14 protein-coding genes are annotated in these 16,838 nt (G+C 66.2%); all 14 read left to right on the top strand.

Translation table 11 applies throughout. The features are described 5' to 3' along the window. Nucleotides 1-1,036, top strand: a 1,036-nt coding sequence (gene zapE / locus ACCC94_RS18875) for a cell division protein ZapE (RefSeq protein WP_413351032.1), incomplete at its 5' end; no start/stop codon positions are given. 323 nt (nt 1,037-1,359) lie between these two features. After that, nucleotides 1,360-2,202 carry an IclR family transcriptional regulator gene (locus tag ACCC94_RS18870; RefSeq protein WP_413351031.1) on the top strand — a complete coding sequence of 281 codons (843 nt, stop codon included), beginning with the start codon at nt 1,360-1,362 and terminating at the stop codon, nt 2,200-2,202. 273 nt (nt 2,203-2,475) lie between these two features. Then, on the top strand, nt 2,476-3,825 hold the full coding sequence (locus tag ACCC94_RS18865; RefSeq protein WP_413351030.1) for an MFS transporter: 1,350 nt from the start codon (nt 2,476-2,478) through the stop codon (nt 3,823-3,825). A 279-nt stretch (nt 3,826-4,104) separates the two neighbouring features. Further along, nucleotides 4,105-4,617 carry a GspH/FimT family pseudopilin gene (locus ACCC94_RS18860; protein ID WP_413351029.1) on the top strand — a complete coding sequence of 171 codons (513 nt, stop codon included), beginning with the start codon at nt 4,105-4,107 and terminating at the stop codon, nt 4,615-4,617. After that, entirely contained in the window at nt 4,614-5,156 is a 543-nt protein-coding gene (pilV, locus tag ACCC94_RS18855) for a type IV pilus modification protein PilV (protein ID WP_413351028.1), read from the top strand. Before ACCC94_RS18860 ends, pilV begins: the two co-directional genes overlap by 4 nt. Next, nucleotides 5,157-5,933: a PilW family protein gene (locus ACCC94_RS18850; RefSeq protein ID WP_413351027.1), complete on the top strand. Its 777-nt coding sequence runs from the start codon at nt 5,157-5,159 to the stop codon at nt 5,931-5,933. Next, complete coding sequence (locus tag ACCC94_RS18845) at nt 5,930-6,472, top strand: PilX N-terminal domain-containing pilus assembly protein (RefSeq protein ID WP_413351026.1); 543 nt, start codon at nt 5,930-5,932, stop codon at nt 6,470-6,472. Before ACCC94_RS18850 ends, ACCC94_RS18845 begins: the two co-directional genes overlap by 4 nt. 31 nt (nt 6,473-6,503) lie before the next feature. After that, nucleotides 6,504-10,823, top strand: a complete 4,320-nt coding sequence (locus tag ACCC94_RS18840) for a pilus assembly protein (protein WP_413351025.1) — start codon at nt 6,504-6,506, stop codon at nt 10,821-10,823. A gap of 22 nt (nt 10,824-10,845) precedes the next feature. After that, nucleotides 10,846-11,262, top strand: a complete 417-nt coding sequence (locus tag ACCC94_RS18835; protein WP_413351024.1) for a type IV pilin protein — start codon at nt 10,846-10,848, stop codon at nt 11,260-11,262. A 221-nt stretch (nt 11,263-11,483) separates the two neighbouring features. Continuing rightward, the gene (locus tag ACCC94_RS18830) at nt 11,484-12,437 is read left to right on the top strand and encodes an AraC family transcriptional regulator (protein WP_413351023.1); all 954 of its coding nucleotides are present in this window, start codon (nt 11,484-11,486) and stop codon (nt 12,435-12,437) included. 721 nt (nt 12,438-13,158) lie between these two features. Further along, nucleotides 13,159-13,602 carry a cupin domain-containing protein gene (locus tag ACCC94_RS18825; RefSeq protein WP_413351022.1) on the top strand — a complete coding sequence of 148 codons (444 nt, stop codon included), beginning with the start codon at nt 13,159-13,161 and terminating at the stop codon, nt 13,600-13,602. 150 nt (nt 13,603-13,752) lie between these two features. Continuing rightward, nucleotides 13,753-15,120, top strand: a complete 1,368-nt coding sequence (gene benA / locus ACCC94_RS18820) for a benzoate 1,2-dioxygenase large subunit (RefSeq protein WP_413351021.1) — start codon at nt 13,753-13,755, stop codon at nt 15,118-15,120. Further along, a complete protein-coding gene (benB, locus tag ACCC94_RS18815) occupies nt 15,120-15,605 on the top strand; it encodes a benzoate 1,2-dioxygenase small subunit (RefSeq protein WP_413351020.1) in 486 nt (161 codons plus the stop codon). The genes benA and benB overlap by 1 nt, the downstream gene beginning before the upstream one ends. Nucleotides 15,606-15,683: 78 nt before the next feature. Then, nucleotides 15,684-16,697, top strand: coding sequence for a benzoate 1,2-dioxygenase electron transfer component BenC (gene benC / locus ACCC94_RS18810; RefSeq protein WP_413351018.1), 1,014 nt, complete (start codon nt 15,684-15,686; stop codon nt 16,695-16,697). Nucleotides 16,698-16,838: the final 141 nt, after the last annotated feature.

The raw sequence follows: 16,838 nt of genomic DNA, 5'->3' as shown, positions 1-16,838 counted from the left end.
CGCCGCCGGGGGCGGGGTTACCGGGGGGGCGGGGCGGCCCGGGCGCGGCTACCGGGCGGACGAGGCGCAGGTGACGGCGGTGGAGCACCTTGCTACCTGGCTCGACGATTTCCTCGCCGGGCGCCACGGCTTCCTGCGCAAGCCAGTGGCTGGCGTCTACCTGTGGGGCGGCGTGGGGCGCGGCAAGAGCTTCGTCATGGACCAGTTCTTCGCCGCCGCACCGACCCAGGCCAAGCGTCGAGTGCACTTCCATGCGTTCCTGCAGGAACTGCAGTCGCGCATGCTGGCGATCACCGGGCAATCCGACCCGCTGGTGCGCGTAGCCCGCGCCATCGCCGAAGAAACCAGGCTGCTGTGCTTCGACGAATTCCACGTGCATGACATCGGCGACGCCATGCTCCTGGGGCGGATGCTGAAGGTGCTGGTGGACGAAGGTGTGGGCCTGGTCTGTACATCCAACTACGAGCCGGAAAACCTCTGTCCGAACCCGCTGTACCGCGAGCGCTTCCGCCCGGCCATCGAGCTGATCGAGAAGCGCTTCGACGTGATCTCGGTGGATGCCGGCCAGGATTACCGCGAGCACAGTACGTCGCTGGAAGAGTGGGGCAGCTTCCTCTGGCCGGCGCGCGCCGATGACCTCGAACTGATCGGCGCGCGATTGGGGCTCGCGGCGGACGCGAAGTTCGACGAGGTGCTCAGCGTCAATCATCACCCGCTGAAGGTGCGTGCCCACGACGATCACTGCGCGTGGATGGATTTCAGCGAGATGTTCGAACGCCCCCGCTCGGCCAGCGACTACCTGTGGCTGATCGAGCACTACCCGCGCCTGGCGGTGAGCGGCCTCGGCCCGCTGGCGGATTACCCGCCGGACGTGAGCATGCGCTTCCTCAACTTCATCGACATAGCCTATGACCGCCAGCTGAAGCTGCAGCTGTTCGCCACGGTGTCGCTGGAGGAGCTGGCTGCGGGCGGCGCGGCGCTGGATTTCTCGCGTACCTTGAGCCGGTTGCGGCAGTTGAAATTGGTGCCGCTGTAGCTCAGAGCGATGAGCTGTCTGGGGAGATTTAGATTTGTTCGCGAGCAAGCTCGCTCCTACGAAGAGCGCCGAACGGACCTGTAGGAGCGAGCTTGCTCGCGAACCCACCCCTCACGCTGCTGGGCTGGCAGGTAGCCATCGCGGACGGAGTCCGCTCCTACGTTGGCCGGTAGCCCGCAGCAAGGGAGGAGAGGGTGCACCCGTGCAGAAGTTTCCCAGGGTAGGTGGCTTAACCTCTGTTCGATAATCGGTCAATCGTGTTGCGATAATCGCCCGCGCGTGTCGATAATCGCCCGGCACCCGCCTGCCAGGAACAACAAGAAATGACCGACGCCCCCCGTGCCAGCCTGCCGCCCCTCGCGCCGCCGATCATCGCTTCGCCCGCCAAGCGCATCGAGGCCTTTACCGGCGACCCGAATTTCATGACCTCGCTGGCTCGCGGCCTGGCGGTGATCCATGCATTCCAGGAGCGCAAGCGCCACCTGACCATCGCGCAGATCAGCCACCGTACCGAGATCCCGCGCGCCGCCGTGCGCCGTTGCCTGCACACGTTGATGAAGCTCGGCTATGTCACCTCCGACGGCCGCACCTATTCGCTGCTGCCCAAGGTGCTGACCCTCGGCCACGCCTACCTGTCCTCGACGCCGCTGGCGGTCACTGCCCAGCCGATCCTCGACCGCCTCAGCGAGCAACTGCATGAGGCCTGCTCCATGGCCACGCTGGAAGGCGACGAGATTCTCTACATCGCCCGCTCGGCTACGCCGCAGCGCCTGATCTCGGTGGACCTGAGCGTCGGCAGCCGCCTGCCGGCCTACTGCACCTCCATGGGCCGCATCCTGCTCGCCGGGCTGAATGACGACGCGCTGGAGGATTGCCTGGCCCACGCCGACCTGCAGGTGAAGACCAGCCGCACCGTGCACACCCCGGAAATGCTCCGCGCGAGCATCGCCGAGATCCGCCAGCAGGGCTGGGTGATCATCGATCAGGAACTGGAAGTCGGTCTGCGCTCCATCGCCGTGCCGCTCAAGGACTCGGCCGGCCAGGTACTGGCCGCGCTGAACGTCGGCACCCATGCCGGTCGCGTGTCGCGCCAGGAGCTGGAAACGCGCTTCCTGCCGGTGCTGCTGGAGGCCAGCCGCGAGCTGGGCACGCGGCTGTTCCATTGATTGTGGGAGCGGTCGTTGCGGTATTCCTGTTCGCTGACCGCCCACAGGCGCGATTATCGAATTGAACGGCTGAAGGTCTCTTCGTACTGTTGACCGACCCGTCCAGCCGGACGGGCAATAACAACAATGAGCGTCAGCCATGGCCCCTGTGTGCCTGCCCCGTCCGCCGGTCCGTGCGACCATCGGCTCGCGCCTCATTCCTGTCCAGCTTGCGGGAATGCCGGGCGATAGAGCCGGCCTTCCCGCAACGACGCCTTCGCAGGAAGTCTTCGCATGACCAGTTCCGCCCACGTGCCCGCAGCCGGCACCCTCGACGTCCAGTCCTTCATCAATGCCCAGCCGCTGTCGCTGTACCAGTACCGCATCGTGCTGCTGTGCTTCCTCATTGTCTTCCTCGATGGCCTGGATACCGCCGCCATGGGCTTCATCGCCCCGGCGCTGACCCAGGACTGGGGCATCGACCGCGCCAGCCTCGGCCCGGTGATGAGCGCCGCGCTGATCGGCATGGTGTTCGGCGCCCTGGGCTCCGGCCCGCTGGCGGACCGCTTCGGGCGCAAGGTCGTGCTGGTGGTGGCGGTGTTCCTCTTCGGCCTGTTCAGCCTGATCTCCGCTTACAGCAGCAACCTCGAACAACTGATGGCGCTGCGCCTGCTGACCGGCATCGGCCTGGGGGCGGCGATGCCCAACGCCACCACGCTGCTCTCCGAGTACACCCCCGAGCGTCTCAAGTCGCTGCTGGTGACCAGCATGTTCTGCGGCTTCAACCTGGGTATGGCCTCGGGCGGCTTCGTCTCCGCCAAGCTGATTCCGGCCTACGGCTGGCACAGCCTGCTGCTGCTCGGCGGCGTGCTGCCGCTGGTGCTGGCGGTGGTGCTGCTGGTGTGGCTGCCGGAGTCGGCGCGCTTCCTGGTGGTGCGCAATCGCGGCGCAGACAAGGTCAAGCGCGTGCTGGCGCCCATCGCGCCGGCCGAGGTGGTCGCCGCGCGGGACTTCAGCGTGCCGGAGCAGAAGACGGTGCAGAGCCGCAACGTGTTCAAGGTGATCTTCGCCGGGACCTACAGCGCTGGAACCCTGCTGCTGTGGCTGACCTATTTCATGGGCCTGGTGATCGTCTACCTGCTCACCAGCTGGCTGCCGACGCTGATGCGCGACGCCGGTGCGAGCATGGAGCAGGCCGCGTTCATCGGTGCGCTGTTCCAGCTCGGCGGGGTGCTCAGCTCAGTGGCGGTCGGTTGGGCCATGGACCGCTTCAATCCGCACAAGGTCATCGGCATCTTCTACTGCCTGGCCGGCGTATTCGCCTACTGCGTGGGGCAGAGCCTGGGCACCGTCACGCTGCTGGCGACCCTGGTGCTGGCTGCCGGCATGTGCGTGAACGGCGCGCAGTCGGCGATGCCCTCGCTGGCGGCGCGCTTCTATCCGACCCAGGGGCGCGCCACCGGCGTGTCCTGGATGCTCGGCATCGGCCGCTTCGGCGCCATCCTCGGCGCCTGGATCGGTGCGACCCTGCTCGGCCTGGGCTGGAACTTCGAGCAGGTGCTGACGGCGTTGATGGTGCCCGCCGCCATCGCGACTGCCGCGGTGGTGATCAAGGGGCTGGTGAGCCACGCCGACGCCACCTGACAGGCGTTTCAGACAGGGGCCGCGATGCAGGATCGCGGCCCTTCCGCCAGAGATCGTTCACGGGGCAACAGACCTCGACGCAATGTCGGAAGCCCAGGCGTCAGTAGGATGAACGGTCGCTGGGCGACAATGAACGGTCGAAATTTCCTTCCGTTCCTCCGATATTGATTCAACTCTGAGAAGAAATTGCTGTCGGACCAATAGCCAATCTTTGTCCTGGCACCCCTGACGGGGGGCTCCACACGGGGCCCGGCCACCTGACCATCGTTGGAAATGTCCATGTTTCTTCATGCAGTTGGATGCTCATCTCTCCGCCCGATCCTGCGGCGCGGCGGCGGACGCCAGGAAGGCTTTTCCCTGGTGGAGTTGATGGTGGTGGTTGCGCTGCTGGCGATCTTCGCCGGCGTGGCCTTGCCGGGCTTTCGCTACCTGATCGAGTCCAGCCGGGTGCAGAGCGCGGCCTCGACCCTGTTCCGCCTGCTGCAGGCGTCCCGCGCCGATGCCGTGAACACCCGCCAGACCCTCACGCTCTGTCCCAGCAGCGGCAACCTGCAGTGGGTGGTGGTGCGCGCCGCTACCTGCGGATCGCTCGCCAGCGCCCCGGTGAGCCAGCGCCTGGAACTGCCGGGCAGCCTCAGCGTCAGCAGCAGCGTCAACACCCTCTCGTTCAAACCCGATGGCACCGCGGTGGCGGCCGACCTGGGTATTTCCAGCAGCGGCACGAGCAAGGCGTTCACCATCAAGGTGGCCGCGTCGGGCTACATCAGCCTGCAGGGAGCGACCGCGCAATGAACCGGCACGCGGCGGGCTTCAGCCTGATCGAAGTGCTGGTGGCTCTGCTGGTCACCTGCATCGGCGTACTCGGCATGCTGGCGATGCAAGGACGCACCATCGGCTACGCCCAGGACACCATCCTCAGAAGCAACGCCGCGGAGCTGGCGGATGAGCTGATGGAAATGATGCGTACGGATATCTACTCCACCCAGGACGGCAGCGCGGCGCAGGTGGTGCCACCGGCCAGTTGGGGTTACTACAAGGCCGCCGGCGCGTCCTTTCCCGCGGCTCCCGGCAGTTGCGCTTCGCTGGCGACCTTGACGGCCAGCCAGCGCCTGGCGTGCTGGGCGCAACGGGTGAATCAGGCGCTGCCCGGCGCCGCGGACCTGGCCAGCGAGTTCCATGTCTGCCGCACCAACGGCAGCAGCAAGTGCAGCGGCAGTGGGTCGGCCATCGAGATCCAGCTGGCCTGGCGGGTAAAGGCGGGGGAATGCCTGGATGCCAACGCCACGGGCGACGACACCATCTGCCGTTACGTGCTGCGGGAGGAGCCCTAGATGCGTGGCCCAAGCGCGCGCGGGCAGCGCGGCGTGACGCTCATCGAGCTGATGATCGCCATGGGGCTGAGCCTGTTCCTGATCCTGGGCGTGACCCAGATGTTCCTCGATGGGCAGAACCGCTCACGCTATTTCGAGGGCCAGGCGCAGAACCAGGACAATGCGCGCTATGCCCAGCAGATGCTCGAAGAGCGCCTGTCGAAAGCCGGTTACCGACGCCTGCCGTCGTCGCGGATGACCGCCGCGTTTCCCGCGCAGACCAGCAACGGCTGCGTCTTCAGCGCCGGACAGGCGCTGGTGCGGGTCGATGCCTACACCCTGTGCCTGCGCTACCAGCCGCGCGACACCAGCGACGTCGATTGCACGGGCGCTTCGCTGGGCTCCAGGGCCGGGGTGAACAAGCCCTACAGCACCTACAGCCCGAGCAACAACGTGGTCGAGAAGCTCACCCTGAGCAACGGCCAGCTGACCTGCAACGGCACCACGCTGGTGGATAGCGTGGTGGCGGTGCGCTTCGACTTCGGCGTGGACAGCAGCAGCGACGAGTTCAATCGCCAAGTGGCGCAGTACGTCGCTACGCCCGCCAGTGGCCAGACCGTGCGCAGCCTGCGCTATGCGCTGCTGCTGGCCAGCAGCGGCTCGGTCAGCGGTGGCCTGGCTGCCACCACCTGCCAGCGTTGGCAGGACCTGTACGGCAGCAAGGTGTGCACCGATGGCGATGGGCCCGTGCGGCGCATCGTCAGCGGCACCAGCATGTTGAGGAATCTGATGCCATGACCAGACACTCCTGCAGCCGGCAGCGCGGCGCGGTGCTGTTCGTCGCTCTGGTGATGCTGCTGCTGATCACCCTGGCCGCCGTGGGTGGCATGCGTGGCATGCAGCTGGAAGGGCGGATGACCGGCAATCGCCTTGAACAGCAACGCTTGATGAGCGCGGCCGAGTCTGCGCTGCGCGAAGGGGAAGGGCGACTGCGCAAGAGCCCCCGCGCGCTGGACAACTGCACGTCGGGCAGCACGCCCTGTTTCACTGCCCAGGCGACCAGCTACACCACGGACTTCAGCAATTCCAACCTCTATTCCGGGATGGACGGCAACACCAGCCTGCTGCGCAGCGCGCGCTGGTACCTGCGCTACGTCTCCAACAACTGCAAGGGCGGCGCGGGCGGCAGCGCCAATTCGTATCTGTCGAAGGGGCAGGTGGGCTGTACCTACTACTACGAGGTCAACTCGCAGGCCTACAAGGGCACGGCTGCCGGCAAGGCCTGCGGCGCCGATGCGCTGTGCCTGCGCTCGACCTTCGGGTTGGTGATCCCGTGAATCGCTCCAGTCGTACAAGGATGCCGACGCCATGGCCAAACCCGTGAGAATGCTGCGCGCGACACTGCTCCTGCTATTGTCCTGCCTGGCTGGCGCCCAGGCCTTCGGCGCTTCGCTTGCGCAGACGCCCTTGTTCGTCAGCAACATCGCGCCGCCGATGAACATGCTGGTGGTCGGTCGTGACCAGAAGCTCTATTTCCCGGCCTACAACGATGCCTCCGACATCGACGGCGATGGCGAGCTGGACACCTACTACAAGCCGGGCATCGACTACACCGGCTATTTCGACTCCTACAAGTGCTACGTCTATGACGCGTCCAGCGGTACGTTCGCCCCCTCCAGCACCACGGCGAACAAGAAGTGCACCAGCGCTGCGGGCCGCTGGAGCGGCGACTACCTCAACTACCTGACCATGTCGCGCCAGGACGTGCTGCGCAAGGTGCTCTACGGGGGCTACCGCTCCACTGACACTGCGCTCTCCACTGTGCTCGAGCGGGCCTTCATTCCCAACGATGCGCACAGCTGGGGCAAGGAGTACCTGAGCGTCGCTCGCGATGGTTACAGCCTGGCCGACTACACCCCGATCAGCGTGCCCACCAACGGCAAGTACGTGCTCTTTGCCAACACCTCCATCGGTAGCGGCACGCTGGGGGCCTACAACAGTTCGGCCACACCCAGGCTGCGCATCATCACCAGCACCCAGCAGACGCAGGGCACCTACCGCATCTGGGGCTGGGTCTCGCGGGAATCGGCGCAGGGCACCAATACCCTTACCAGCACCACCAACAGCGATGCGAGCATCACCCCGGCCTACGACCTCAACGTGCGTGTGCGGGTCTGCGTCGCCGGCCTGCTGGAGGGCAACTGCACCCAGTACGGCAGCGTCTACAAACCCACCGGCGTGCTGCACGACTATGGCTCGGCGGACAAGATGTACTTCGGCCTCGTCACCGGCACCTACACCAACAACCTGCGTGGCGGCGTGGTGCGCAAGGCGGCGGCAACCTTCAGCAATGAATACAACAGCTCCACGGGCCGCTTCCTGACCGACTCCACCACCGGCACCGGCTGCTTCAACGGCCGCTGCTACGTGAACAACAGCGGCATAGTCGCCAACCTCGACCGCCTGGTGTTCTCGGCCGGCTGCACCGACTCCACCGGCTACAACCTCAACCCGCTGACCAACGGCAAGTGCGTCGACTGGGGCAATCCGCTGGGGGAGATGAGTTACGAAACCCTGCGCTACTACGCCGGCAAGGCGCCCAACAGCGCTTATGCCGCTGGCACGGCCGATACCAACCTGGGCCTTTCCAGCCTGACCACCTGGGCCAATCCCTACAGCACCTATCCTTCCTGCACCCGCCCGTTCATGACGCTGATGAGCGACGTCAACCCGAGCTACGACTCGGACGTGCCCGGTAGCACCCTGGGCACCGACAGCCGGCCCACCACCGACATCGGCTTCGACTTCGCCAGCATCGGCGCCACCCTGTGGAGCCGTGAAGTCGGTGGTACCGTCTCGGTGAACGTCGGTCAATCCGGCAGCAGCAACGACTCGGCGCCCACCGCCAAGCCCGCCAGCAGCTTCGCCACCCTTCGCGGCCTGGCGGAAGAGCCGACCCGGCAGGGCAGCTACGCGGCTTCGGCGGTGTCCTACTTCGGCAGCCAGACCGCCCTCACGACGGCGGGCGCGAACAAGGTGCAGAGCTTCTCCATTGCGCTGTCCTCGACCCTGCCCAACATCCGCATCAAGACCAGCAAGGGCACCCTGCGCCTGGTGCCCTTCAGCATGAACGTCAGCCAGAACGTGGTCAGCCAGATCACCGGCTTCTACATCGACACCCTGACCCGCGACAGCGCCGGCAATCTCACGTCCATCACCTTCCGCGTGGTCTATGACGACTCCGCCCAGGGTCGTGACTACGACATGGACGCCATCGTGCGCTACACCGTGACGGCCAAAAGCGACGGCACCGTGGACGTGACCAGTCAGACCGAATACTCGGTGGCCGGCGACGAATCGCACATGGGTTACACCATGGCCGGCACTACCAAGGATGGCGTTTACCTGGAAGTCACCGGGGGCGGCAGCGGCAGCAGCCGCTTCCGCCTCGACACTCCCGAAGGCCGCTCTCCCGGCGATTGCGCGTCGGCCACCTGCGCGCTGCTGCCCGGTCTCAGCGGCAGCAGCGGGGCGCTCAGCGGCAGTCGCCCGGCCTACCACCTGCGCAACTTCACGCCCTCAGCGACCACCGCCGTGACCACGCTGCAGGACCCGCTGTGGTACGCCGCCAAGTACGGCAAGACCGACCTCAACACCTGGGACCGCGACGGCGACGGCGTGCCGGACAATTACTTCCTGGTCAGCGACCCGAGCCAACTGGCGGCCCAGCTGAAATCGGCGTTTGACGAAATCCTCCAGCTCAACAGCGCGGTCACTGCGGTGGCCGTCGACTCGCAATCGCTGGACAGCGGCCAGTATGTCTACGGCACCAGCTTCACCTCCAGTGACTGGACGGGCGACCTGATCAAGCGGCAGAAGTCCCGCACCGGCAGCGGCGCCACCAGCAGCGTGGTCTGGCGCGCCTCGGCGCAACTGGGTGCGCCGAGCGCACGCAACATCCTGATCGCCAAGGCCGGCGCGCTCACCCCGTTCAACTGGGGCAACCTGACCAGCGCCCAGCAGACTCAGCTCAACCGCAGCGCGGCCGGGGTGGTGGACAACCTCGGACAGACCCGCGTCGGCTTCCTGCGCGGAGAAAACAGCACCTTCCGCACCCGCGCCTCGCTCATCGGCGACATCATCAATTCCTCGCCGGCGCTGGTCAGCGGTGGCGACTACCTGACTTCGCGCGCCGATGCCCTGGAAGGCACCACCCAGTACGCCGCCTATGCCGCCGCCCAGGCCGGCAGGCCCGGTGTCGTCTATGTCGGTGCCAACGACGGCATGCTCCACTCGTTCAATGCCAGCACCGGCGCGGAACTCTTCGCCTTCATTCCCAGCGCGGTGATTCCCGGCCTCAATGCGCTCACCGCACCGGACTACGGGCAGAACCAGGGCACCGAGCACCGCTACTTCGTCGACGGCAGCCCGGTGGTGGCCGACGTCTATTACGGCTCCGACTGGCACAAGGTCCTGCTCGGCAGCCTGGGCGCCGGCGGGCGCGAGGTCTTCGCCCTGGACGTCAGCAACCCGGCCTCGCCCAGGTTGCTGTGGGAGTTCACCAGCGACAACGACAGCAGCCTGGGCTACACCGCCGCGCGCCCGACCATCGCTCGCCTGCACAACGGCAAGTGGGCGGCGCTGGTGCCCAACGGCTACGACACCGGCAGCAGCACCGCCTCGCTGCTGATCCTCGACATCCAGACCGGCGCGCTGCTGAAGAAGATCACCGCCACGCCCAGCCTTACCGCCGCCGAAACCAGCGGCCTGGACGCCGTAGGCAACGGCCTGTCGCGGCTGTTCGTCGCCGACGTCAACAGCGATGGCATTGCCGACTACGCCTATGGCGGCGACCTGCTGGGCAACCTCTGGCGTTTCGACCTGATCGACACCGGCGCGGCCGACCCGCTCAACGCCAGCGCTGCCGAGTCGCGCTATGCCGTGTCCTTCGGCGGCAGCCCGCTGTACGTCGCGCGCAACGCCGACGGCGTACGCCAGCCGATCACCGCCGCGCCGTCGCTGCTGGAGCACCCCAGCGGCATCGGCTACCTCGTCAGCTTCGGCACCGGGCGCTACCTGATCACGGCCGACAAGACCTCCACCGGCGTGCAGAGCCTGTATGGCATCTGGGACCGCAGGACCGCCGGCGAAGCCACCAGCTCCTCGCTGACCGCCTCGCGTGCCCGCAGCAGCCTGCAGGCGCAGGCACTCAGCAGCACGACCGCAGGCGGAGTGACCACCTACAACCTGAGCACCAACACCGTGGCCTGGTACGACAACTCGGGCAACAGCGCCGACGCCAACGTCGCCAAATGGGGCTGGTATTTCGACTTCACCCAGAGCGGCGAGCGCATGGTCTACGACATGACGCCGTACGGCTCCAGCCTGATCCTCAGCACCATCATTCCGCAGACCGGAACCTGCGCGGCGGGCTTGTCCGGCGCCATCTACGCGGTCAATCCGGAGAGTGGCGGGCGCACCGATTTCAACGTCTTCGACCTCGATGGCGATGGCCGTTTCGACAGCCTCTCCGGCTTCATCACCGGCGGTGGCGACATCACCCTCTCCGGTGGCTACACCTGGGGTAACTCGGATACTCCCAACAACACCCTGGACGGCATCAGCACCAACCTTGGCAGCGTGAGCGGAAGGCGCACCTGGCAGGTGCAGCCGTCCAATCCCAACTGACGCCAGGCGAAGGAGTAGGGCGATGAGACAGAACCGGCGACACCTGCGCGGCTTCACCCTGATCGAGTTGATGATCGTGGTGGTGATAGTGGCGATCCTCGCCTCCATCGCGTTTCCCAGCTACCAGCGCTACGTGCTGCGCAGCCACCGCGTCGAAGCGCAGGCGCTACTCAGCGAGGCGGCTGCTCGCCAGGAGCGCTACTACTCGCAGAACAACGCCTATGCCAGCACCGCCGCCGCGCTGAACATGAGCGGCAACGTCAACGGCCTGCAGTACTACAGCCTGGCCATCTCCAATGTCACCGCCACCACCTACACCCTGACCGCCACGGCCAAGGGCGCCCAGGCCGCGGACAAGCAGTGCCTGACCCTGACCCTCGACCAGGCCGGCACCCGCGGCAATACCGGCACCGGAACCGGCACAACCTGCTGGCAATGAATGTGCAAAGAAAGCGTGCGATTGGCGGACACTGCGCCACAGGTCGAATCGCGCCTGCCGTGGCGTGCCCCTAGGGTGGAACGGATTCGCGGGCCTGCCTTGTATCCGGATTGCCCGCACGACCGCCCATCCCGGCCCATGCCCGTATCCAGGGCCACGGCATAGACTGGGCGTATGAGCCGCGACGAAGAGCGCGGCCAACCACAAGAGTGAGTGCCTGTATGCAAAGCCTGCTGAGCGAGCGCAGCCGCGTGTTCGAGCGTGCCGACCCCTACGCGGTGTCCGGCTACGTCAACCAGCATGTGGGCACCCACGACCTGCGCCTGCCGGCCCACGGCCATCCCCAGGCGAGCCTCAACCACCGTCGTTTCGCCAGCCTCGACCTGTGCCGCATCAGCTACGGCGGCGCGGTGCGCGTCACCTCGCCGGCACTGGAAAGCATCTTCCACCTGCAGATCCTGCTCAGCGGCCACTGCCTGTGGCGCGGTCAGCGCCAGGAGCACTACCTGGCACCGGGCGAGCTGCTGCTGATCAACCCGGACGACCCGGTCGACCTGACCTATTCGGACGATTGCGAGAAATTCATCCTGAAGGTTCCGGTGACCCTGCTCGAAGCCATCTGCGCCGAGCAACGCTGGAACCATCCGCGCGCGGGCGTGCGCTTCACCGAGAACCGCTACCAGTTGGGCGAGCTGGAAGGCTTCGTCAACCTGCTGTCGATGGTCTGCCAGGAGTCCGAAGCGGGCGAGCGCCTGGCGCGAGTGGACGAGCACTACCAGCAGATAGTCGCCAGCAAGCTGTTGACCCTGCTCAAGACCAACGTCAGCCGCGAACCCATCGCTGGCGCCAGCGCTTCCTTCGAGCGCATCGAGGCGTACATCGAGGGCCATCTGCGCGAAGACATCGACGTCGCGGCCCTGGCGCGCCAGGCGTCCATGAGCCTGCGTTCGCTCTATGCGCTGTTCGAGCGGCATGCCGGCGCTACGCCGCGACAGTACATCCGCCGCCTCAAGCTGGAGCGCATCCGCGCCTGCCTGAGTGATCCGGCATGCCCGGTGCGCAGCGTCACCGAGCTGGCGCTGGACTATGGCTTCCTGCACCTCGGACGGTTCTCCGAGAGCTACCGGCAGCAGTTCGGTGAATTGCCGTCGGAGACGTTCAGGCGTCGTTCCTGAGCCTTGCTCTTGCGCGAGCTGGCACCGGCGTTTCCATTCACCTAGGAGCGGACTCCGTCCGCGATGCTCTTGCTTCGGGTTGAGCGTTCCAGCGCCGCTTGGGCGTGCGCACGGACTTCCTGTTTCGCCCCCTCGGGCGAGTCCCTTTTGTCAAACGCCACAAAAGGAACCAAAAAGTCTTGCCCCGGACATCCGGTTTTTCGCTTAGGCGAAAAATACCCTCGTTGAAGCGAAGTTTCAGGGGCACGCCGCGAAGGGCCGTCCCTGGCCCATCGCGGCTCTCGCGACATCCATGTCGCTCAACCCCTGAAACTCCGCTCCAACGCGGCCTCCTGAACGGGGCCGTTCGGAGTGCGCGGACGTTTCTCTGGAAGCCATTTGAAAGCCAAAGCCAGGCTGGGGTGTCGGGCTCTTCGTAGGAGCGAGCTTGCTCGCGAACCGCCTGGCACCAATCTTTACCTGTAGGAGCGGACCTTGTCCGCGAAATCCATCGCGGCGGAATAGGGCGCTCAAGGTGACTCCCGTGGTTCGCGCGCAGACGTCCCTGGCGCCGGCCTTGCCGGCGTATCGCGGATAAGATCCGCTCCTACGAAAGCCGCGCCGCGACGTTCGTCCAGAGCCGGTCCGGCCGTTCCTCGGATTCCCCGCTTCGCTTGCCCGGATGGGGCTGTACTGGGAAGAGGCATGCGCAATTCCTGCGCCGTCCCAGGGAGGTCGCGTCATGAAGTCCACCCCGTTCATTCTCTCGCCGGGCGAGCGCAGTCCGGCCCTCAACGTCGTCGGCATCCGCATCAACGTCCTGGTGTCCGATACCGACTCGGCAGCGCAGCGCATTACTTTCCAGGCAGGTGAGGAGGGCTCCGGGCCGCCGCCGCATACTCATGACTGGGACGAATCCTTCTACGTACTCAACGGCGAAGTCGTATTCCACGTCGCCGAGCATACCGCCGCCTGCCAGGCCGGCACTCTGGTCCACATTCCCGCCGGCACCCTGCATGGTTTCAATTTTGGCCCCGGTGGTGGCGAGATGCTCGAAGTCACCGGCAACCACAGCCAGGCCATCGAAATGTTCCGCGCCCTGGATCGTGAACTGCCACCAGGCCCCGTGGATGTGCCGAAGACCATCGAAGTGGCCGGCGAATACGGCGTCATCTTCCACCTCTGAATCCACCGCGGCCCGCCCGCGCGGGCCGTATTTCCCGCTTCACGACAACCCTGCAGAAAACGGATAGCACTCTGCACAAAGCGGATATTGCCCCTTCGAACCCAGCCCTAACCTGAGCCTGCCTGAACAATAACAACGGAGGCCCCGGCCATGTCCCTGGGTATCGACTACCTGCGTTCGCTGCTTGAGGAAGACCCTGCCAGAGGCGTCTATCGCTGCCGGCGGGAGATGTTCACCGACCCGCGCCTGTTCGACCTGGAGATGAAACACATCTTCGAGGGCAACTGGGTCTACCTCGCCCATGAAAGCCAGATTCCGGAGAAGAACGACTTCCTGACGACCATGATCGGCCGCCAGTCGATCTTCATCGCGCGCAACAAGGAAGGCCAGCTCAATGCCTTCATCAATGCCTGCAGCCACAAGGGCGCCATGCTCTGCCGGCACAAGTCCGGCAACCGCGCGAGCTACACCTGCCCGTTCCACGGCTGGACCTTCAACAACTCCGGCAAGCTGCTCAAGGTCAAGGACCCGGCCGAGGCCGGCTACCCGGAAGGCTTCAACTGCGAAGGCTCCCACGACCTGACGAAAATCGCGCGCTTCGAGTCCTATCGCGGCTTCCTCTTCGGCAGCCTGAAGGCCGACGTCAAACCGCTGGTGGAGCACCTGGGCGAGTCGGCGAAGATCATCGACATGATCGTCGACCAGTCCCCCGAAGGCCTGGAAGTGCTGCGCGGTTCCTCCAGCTACATCTACGAAGGCAACTGGAAACTCACCGCCGAGAACGGCGCCGACGGCTACCACGTCAGCTCCGTGCACTGGAACTACGCCGCCACCCAGAACCAGCGTCAGCAGCGCGAGGCCGGCGAAGAAGTGAAGACCATGAGCGCCGGCGGCTGGGCCAAGCACGGCGGCGGTTTCTATTCCTTCGACCACGGCCACCTGCTGCTCTGGAGCCGCTGGGCCAACCCCGAGGCGCGCCCGGCCTTCGAGCGCCGCGACGAACTGGCCCGCGACCATGGCCAGGCCCGCGCTGACTGGATGATCGAGAACTCGCGCAACCTCTGCCTGTACCCCAACGTCTACCTGATGGACCAGTTCAGCTCGCAGATCCGCATCGCCCGGCCCATCGACGTCAACCGCACCGAGATCACCATCTACTGCATCGCGCCCAAGGGCGAAAGCAGCGAGGCGCGCGCCCAACGCATCCGCCAGTACGAGGATTTCTTCAACGTCAGCGGCATGGCCACGCCGGACGACCTGGAGGAATTCCGCTCCTGCCAGCAGGCCTACCAGGGCAGCGCCGGCGGCTGGAACGACCTGTCGCGCGGTGCACAGCACTGGGTCGAAGGCGCCGACGACGCAGCGCGGGAAATCGGCCTGGCGCCGGCGCTCTCCGGCGTGCGCACCGAAGACGAAGGCCTGTTCGTGCTGCAGCACCAGTACTGGCAGCAGACCATGATCGACGCGCTGGCCGCCGAGCAGGCCAAGCGCATCACCGTGACCGAGGAGGGCGTGTGATGAGCCGCTACGAGACCGTCCGCGACTTCCTCTACCGCGAAGCGCGCTACCTCGACGACAAGGACTGGGACGCCTGGCTGGAACTGTACGCCGCCGACGCAACCTTCTGGATGCCCGCCTGGGACGACCGCGACCAGCTCACCGAAGATCCGCAGCGGGAAATCTCGCTGATCTGGTACGGCAACCGTGGCGGCCTGGAAGATCGCGTGTTCCGCATCAAGACCGAGCGTTCCAGCGCGACCCTGCCGGACACCCGCACCTCGCACAACCTCAGCAATATCGAGGTGCTCGGCGAGGCCGACGGGCAGTGCCAGGTGCGCTTCAACTGGCACACCCTGAGCTTCCGCTACAAGACGGTGGACAGCTACTTCGGCACCAGCTTCTACACGCTCGACGTGCGTGGCGAGCAGCCGCGGGTGTTGGCCAAGAAGGTGGTCCTGAAGAACGACTACGTCCGCCAGGTCATCGACATCTACCACATCTGATTCCGCCGGCAGGGCTGTGCGTCGCGCGCGCGGATTCGCCGAGCGTGATGCCGCCTGCACGGCGCCGAGGTGCACGCCATGAACCACAAGATCGCCCTCAACTTCGAAGACGGCGTTACCCGCTTCATCGACGCCAGCCCCAGCGAGACCGTGGCCGACGCGGCCTACCGCCAGGGCATCAACATCCCGCTGGATTGCCGCGACGGCGCCTGCGGCACCTGCAAGTGTTTCGCCGAGGCCGGCCGCTACGACCTGGGCCAGGACTACATCGAGGATGCGCTGACCGAGGACGAAGCGGCGCAGGGCTTTGTTCTCACCTGCCAGATGCGCGCGCAGAGCGACTGCGTGGTGCGCGTGCCGGCCTCTTCGCAGGTCTGCAAGACCGCCCAGGCCAGCTTCGAGGCCAGTATCAGCGCGGTGCGCCAGCTCTCCGAAAGCACCATCGCGCTGTCGATCAAGGGCGAAGCCCTGAGCAAGCTGGCCTTCCTGCCGGGGCAGTACGTCAACCTGCGGGTGCCGGGCAGCGAGCAGAGCCGCGCCTATTCCTTCAGCTCGCTGCAGAAGGACGGCGAAGTCAGCTTCCTGATCCGCAACGTGCCGGGCGGGCTGATGAGCAGCTTCCTCACCGGCCTGGCGAAAGCCGGCGACGCCATGACCCTGGCCGGCCCGCTGGGCAGCTTCTACCTGCGCGAGATCAGGCGGCCGTTGTTGCTGCTGGCCGGCGGCACCGGCCTGGCCCCCTTCACCGCGATGCTCGAACAGATCGCCGAGCGCGGCAGCGAGCATCCGCTGCACCTGATCTACGGCGTCACCCACGACTTCGACCTGGTCGAGATGGATCGCCTGGAAGCCTTCGCCGCGCGCATCCCTCACTTCACCTGGAGCGCCTGCGTGGCCAGCCCGGAGAGCAGCTACCCGCGCAAGGGCTACGTCACCCAGCACATCGAACCGGCGCACCTCAACGACGGTGAGGTGGACATCTACCTCTGCGGCCCGCCGCCGATGGTCGAGGCGGTGAGCCAGTACATCCGCGAACAGGGCATCACGCCGGCGAATTTCTATTACGAGAAGTTTGCGGCGAGTGCGGCCTGATCCCCGATATCCGATACCGGACGGCTCTTCGTAGGAGGGGGGGGGGGGGGGGGGGGGGGGGGGCGCGCGGGGGGGGGGGGGGGGGGGGGGGGGGGGGGGGGGGGGGGGGGGGGGGGGGGGGGGGGGGGGGGGGGGGGGGGG

The sequence above is a fragment of the Pseudomonas sp. Pseusp97 genome (genome assembly GCF_047304025.1).
GTDB lineage: Bacteria > Pseudomonadota > Gammaproteobacteria > Pseudomonadales > Pseudomonadaceae > Pseudomonas.
This window is presented reverse-complemented; position numbering and strand designations above follow the sequence as displayed.

Coding starts and splice junctions, on each gene's coding strand:
- ACCC94_RS18870 (WP_413351031.1), top strand. CDS start 1,360: ATGACCGACGCCCCCCGTGCCAGCCTGCCGCCCCTCGCGCCGCCGATC.
- ACCC94_RS18865 (WP_413351030.1), top strand. CDS start 2,476: ATGACCAGTTCCGCCCACGTGCCCGCAGCCGGCACCCTCGACGTCCAG.
- ACCC94_RS18860 (WP_413351029.1), top strand. CDS start 4,105: ATGTTTCTTCATGCAGTTGGATGCTCATCTCTCCGCCCGATCCTGCGG.
- pilV (WP_413351028.1), top strand. CDS start 4,614: ATGAACCGGCACGCGGCGGGCTTCAGCCTGATCGAAGTGCTGGTGGCT.
- ACCC94_RS18850 (WP_413351027.1), top strand. CDS start 5,157: ATGCGTGGCCCAAGCGCGCGCGGGCAGCGCGGCGTGACGCTCATCGAG.
- ACCC94_RS18845 (WP_413351026.1), top strand. CDS start 5,930: ATGACCAGACACTCCTGCAGCCGGCAGCGCGGCGCGGTGCTGTTCGTC.
- ACCC94_RS18840 (WP_413351025.1), top strand. CDS start 6,504: ATGGCCAAACCCGTGAGAATGCTGCGCGCGACACTGCTCCTGCTATTG.
- ACCC94_RS18835 (WP_413351024.1), top strand. CDS start 10,846: ATGAGACAGAACCGGCGACACCTGCGCGGCTTCACCCTGATCGAGTTG.
- ACCC94_RS18830 (WP_413351023.1), top strand. CDS start 11,484: ATGCAAAGCCTGCTGAGCGAGCGCAGCCGCGTGTTCGAGCGTGCCGAC.
- ACCC94_RS18825 (WP_413351022.1), top strand. CDS start 13,159: ATGAAGTCCACCCCGTTCATTCTCTCGCCGGGCGAGCGCAGTCCGGCC.
- benA (WP_413351021.1), top strand. CDS start 13,753: ATGTCCCTGGGTATCGACTACCTGCGTTCGCTGCTTGAGGAAGACCCT.
- benB (WP_413351020.1), top strand. CDS start 15,120: ATGAGCCGCTACGAGACCGTCCGCGACTTCCTCTACCGCGAAGCGCGC.
- benC (WP_413351018.1), top strand. CDS start 15,684: ATGAACCACAAGATCGCCCTCAACTTCGAAGACGGCGTTACCCGCTTC.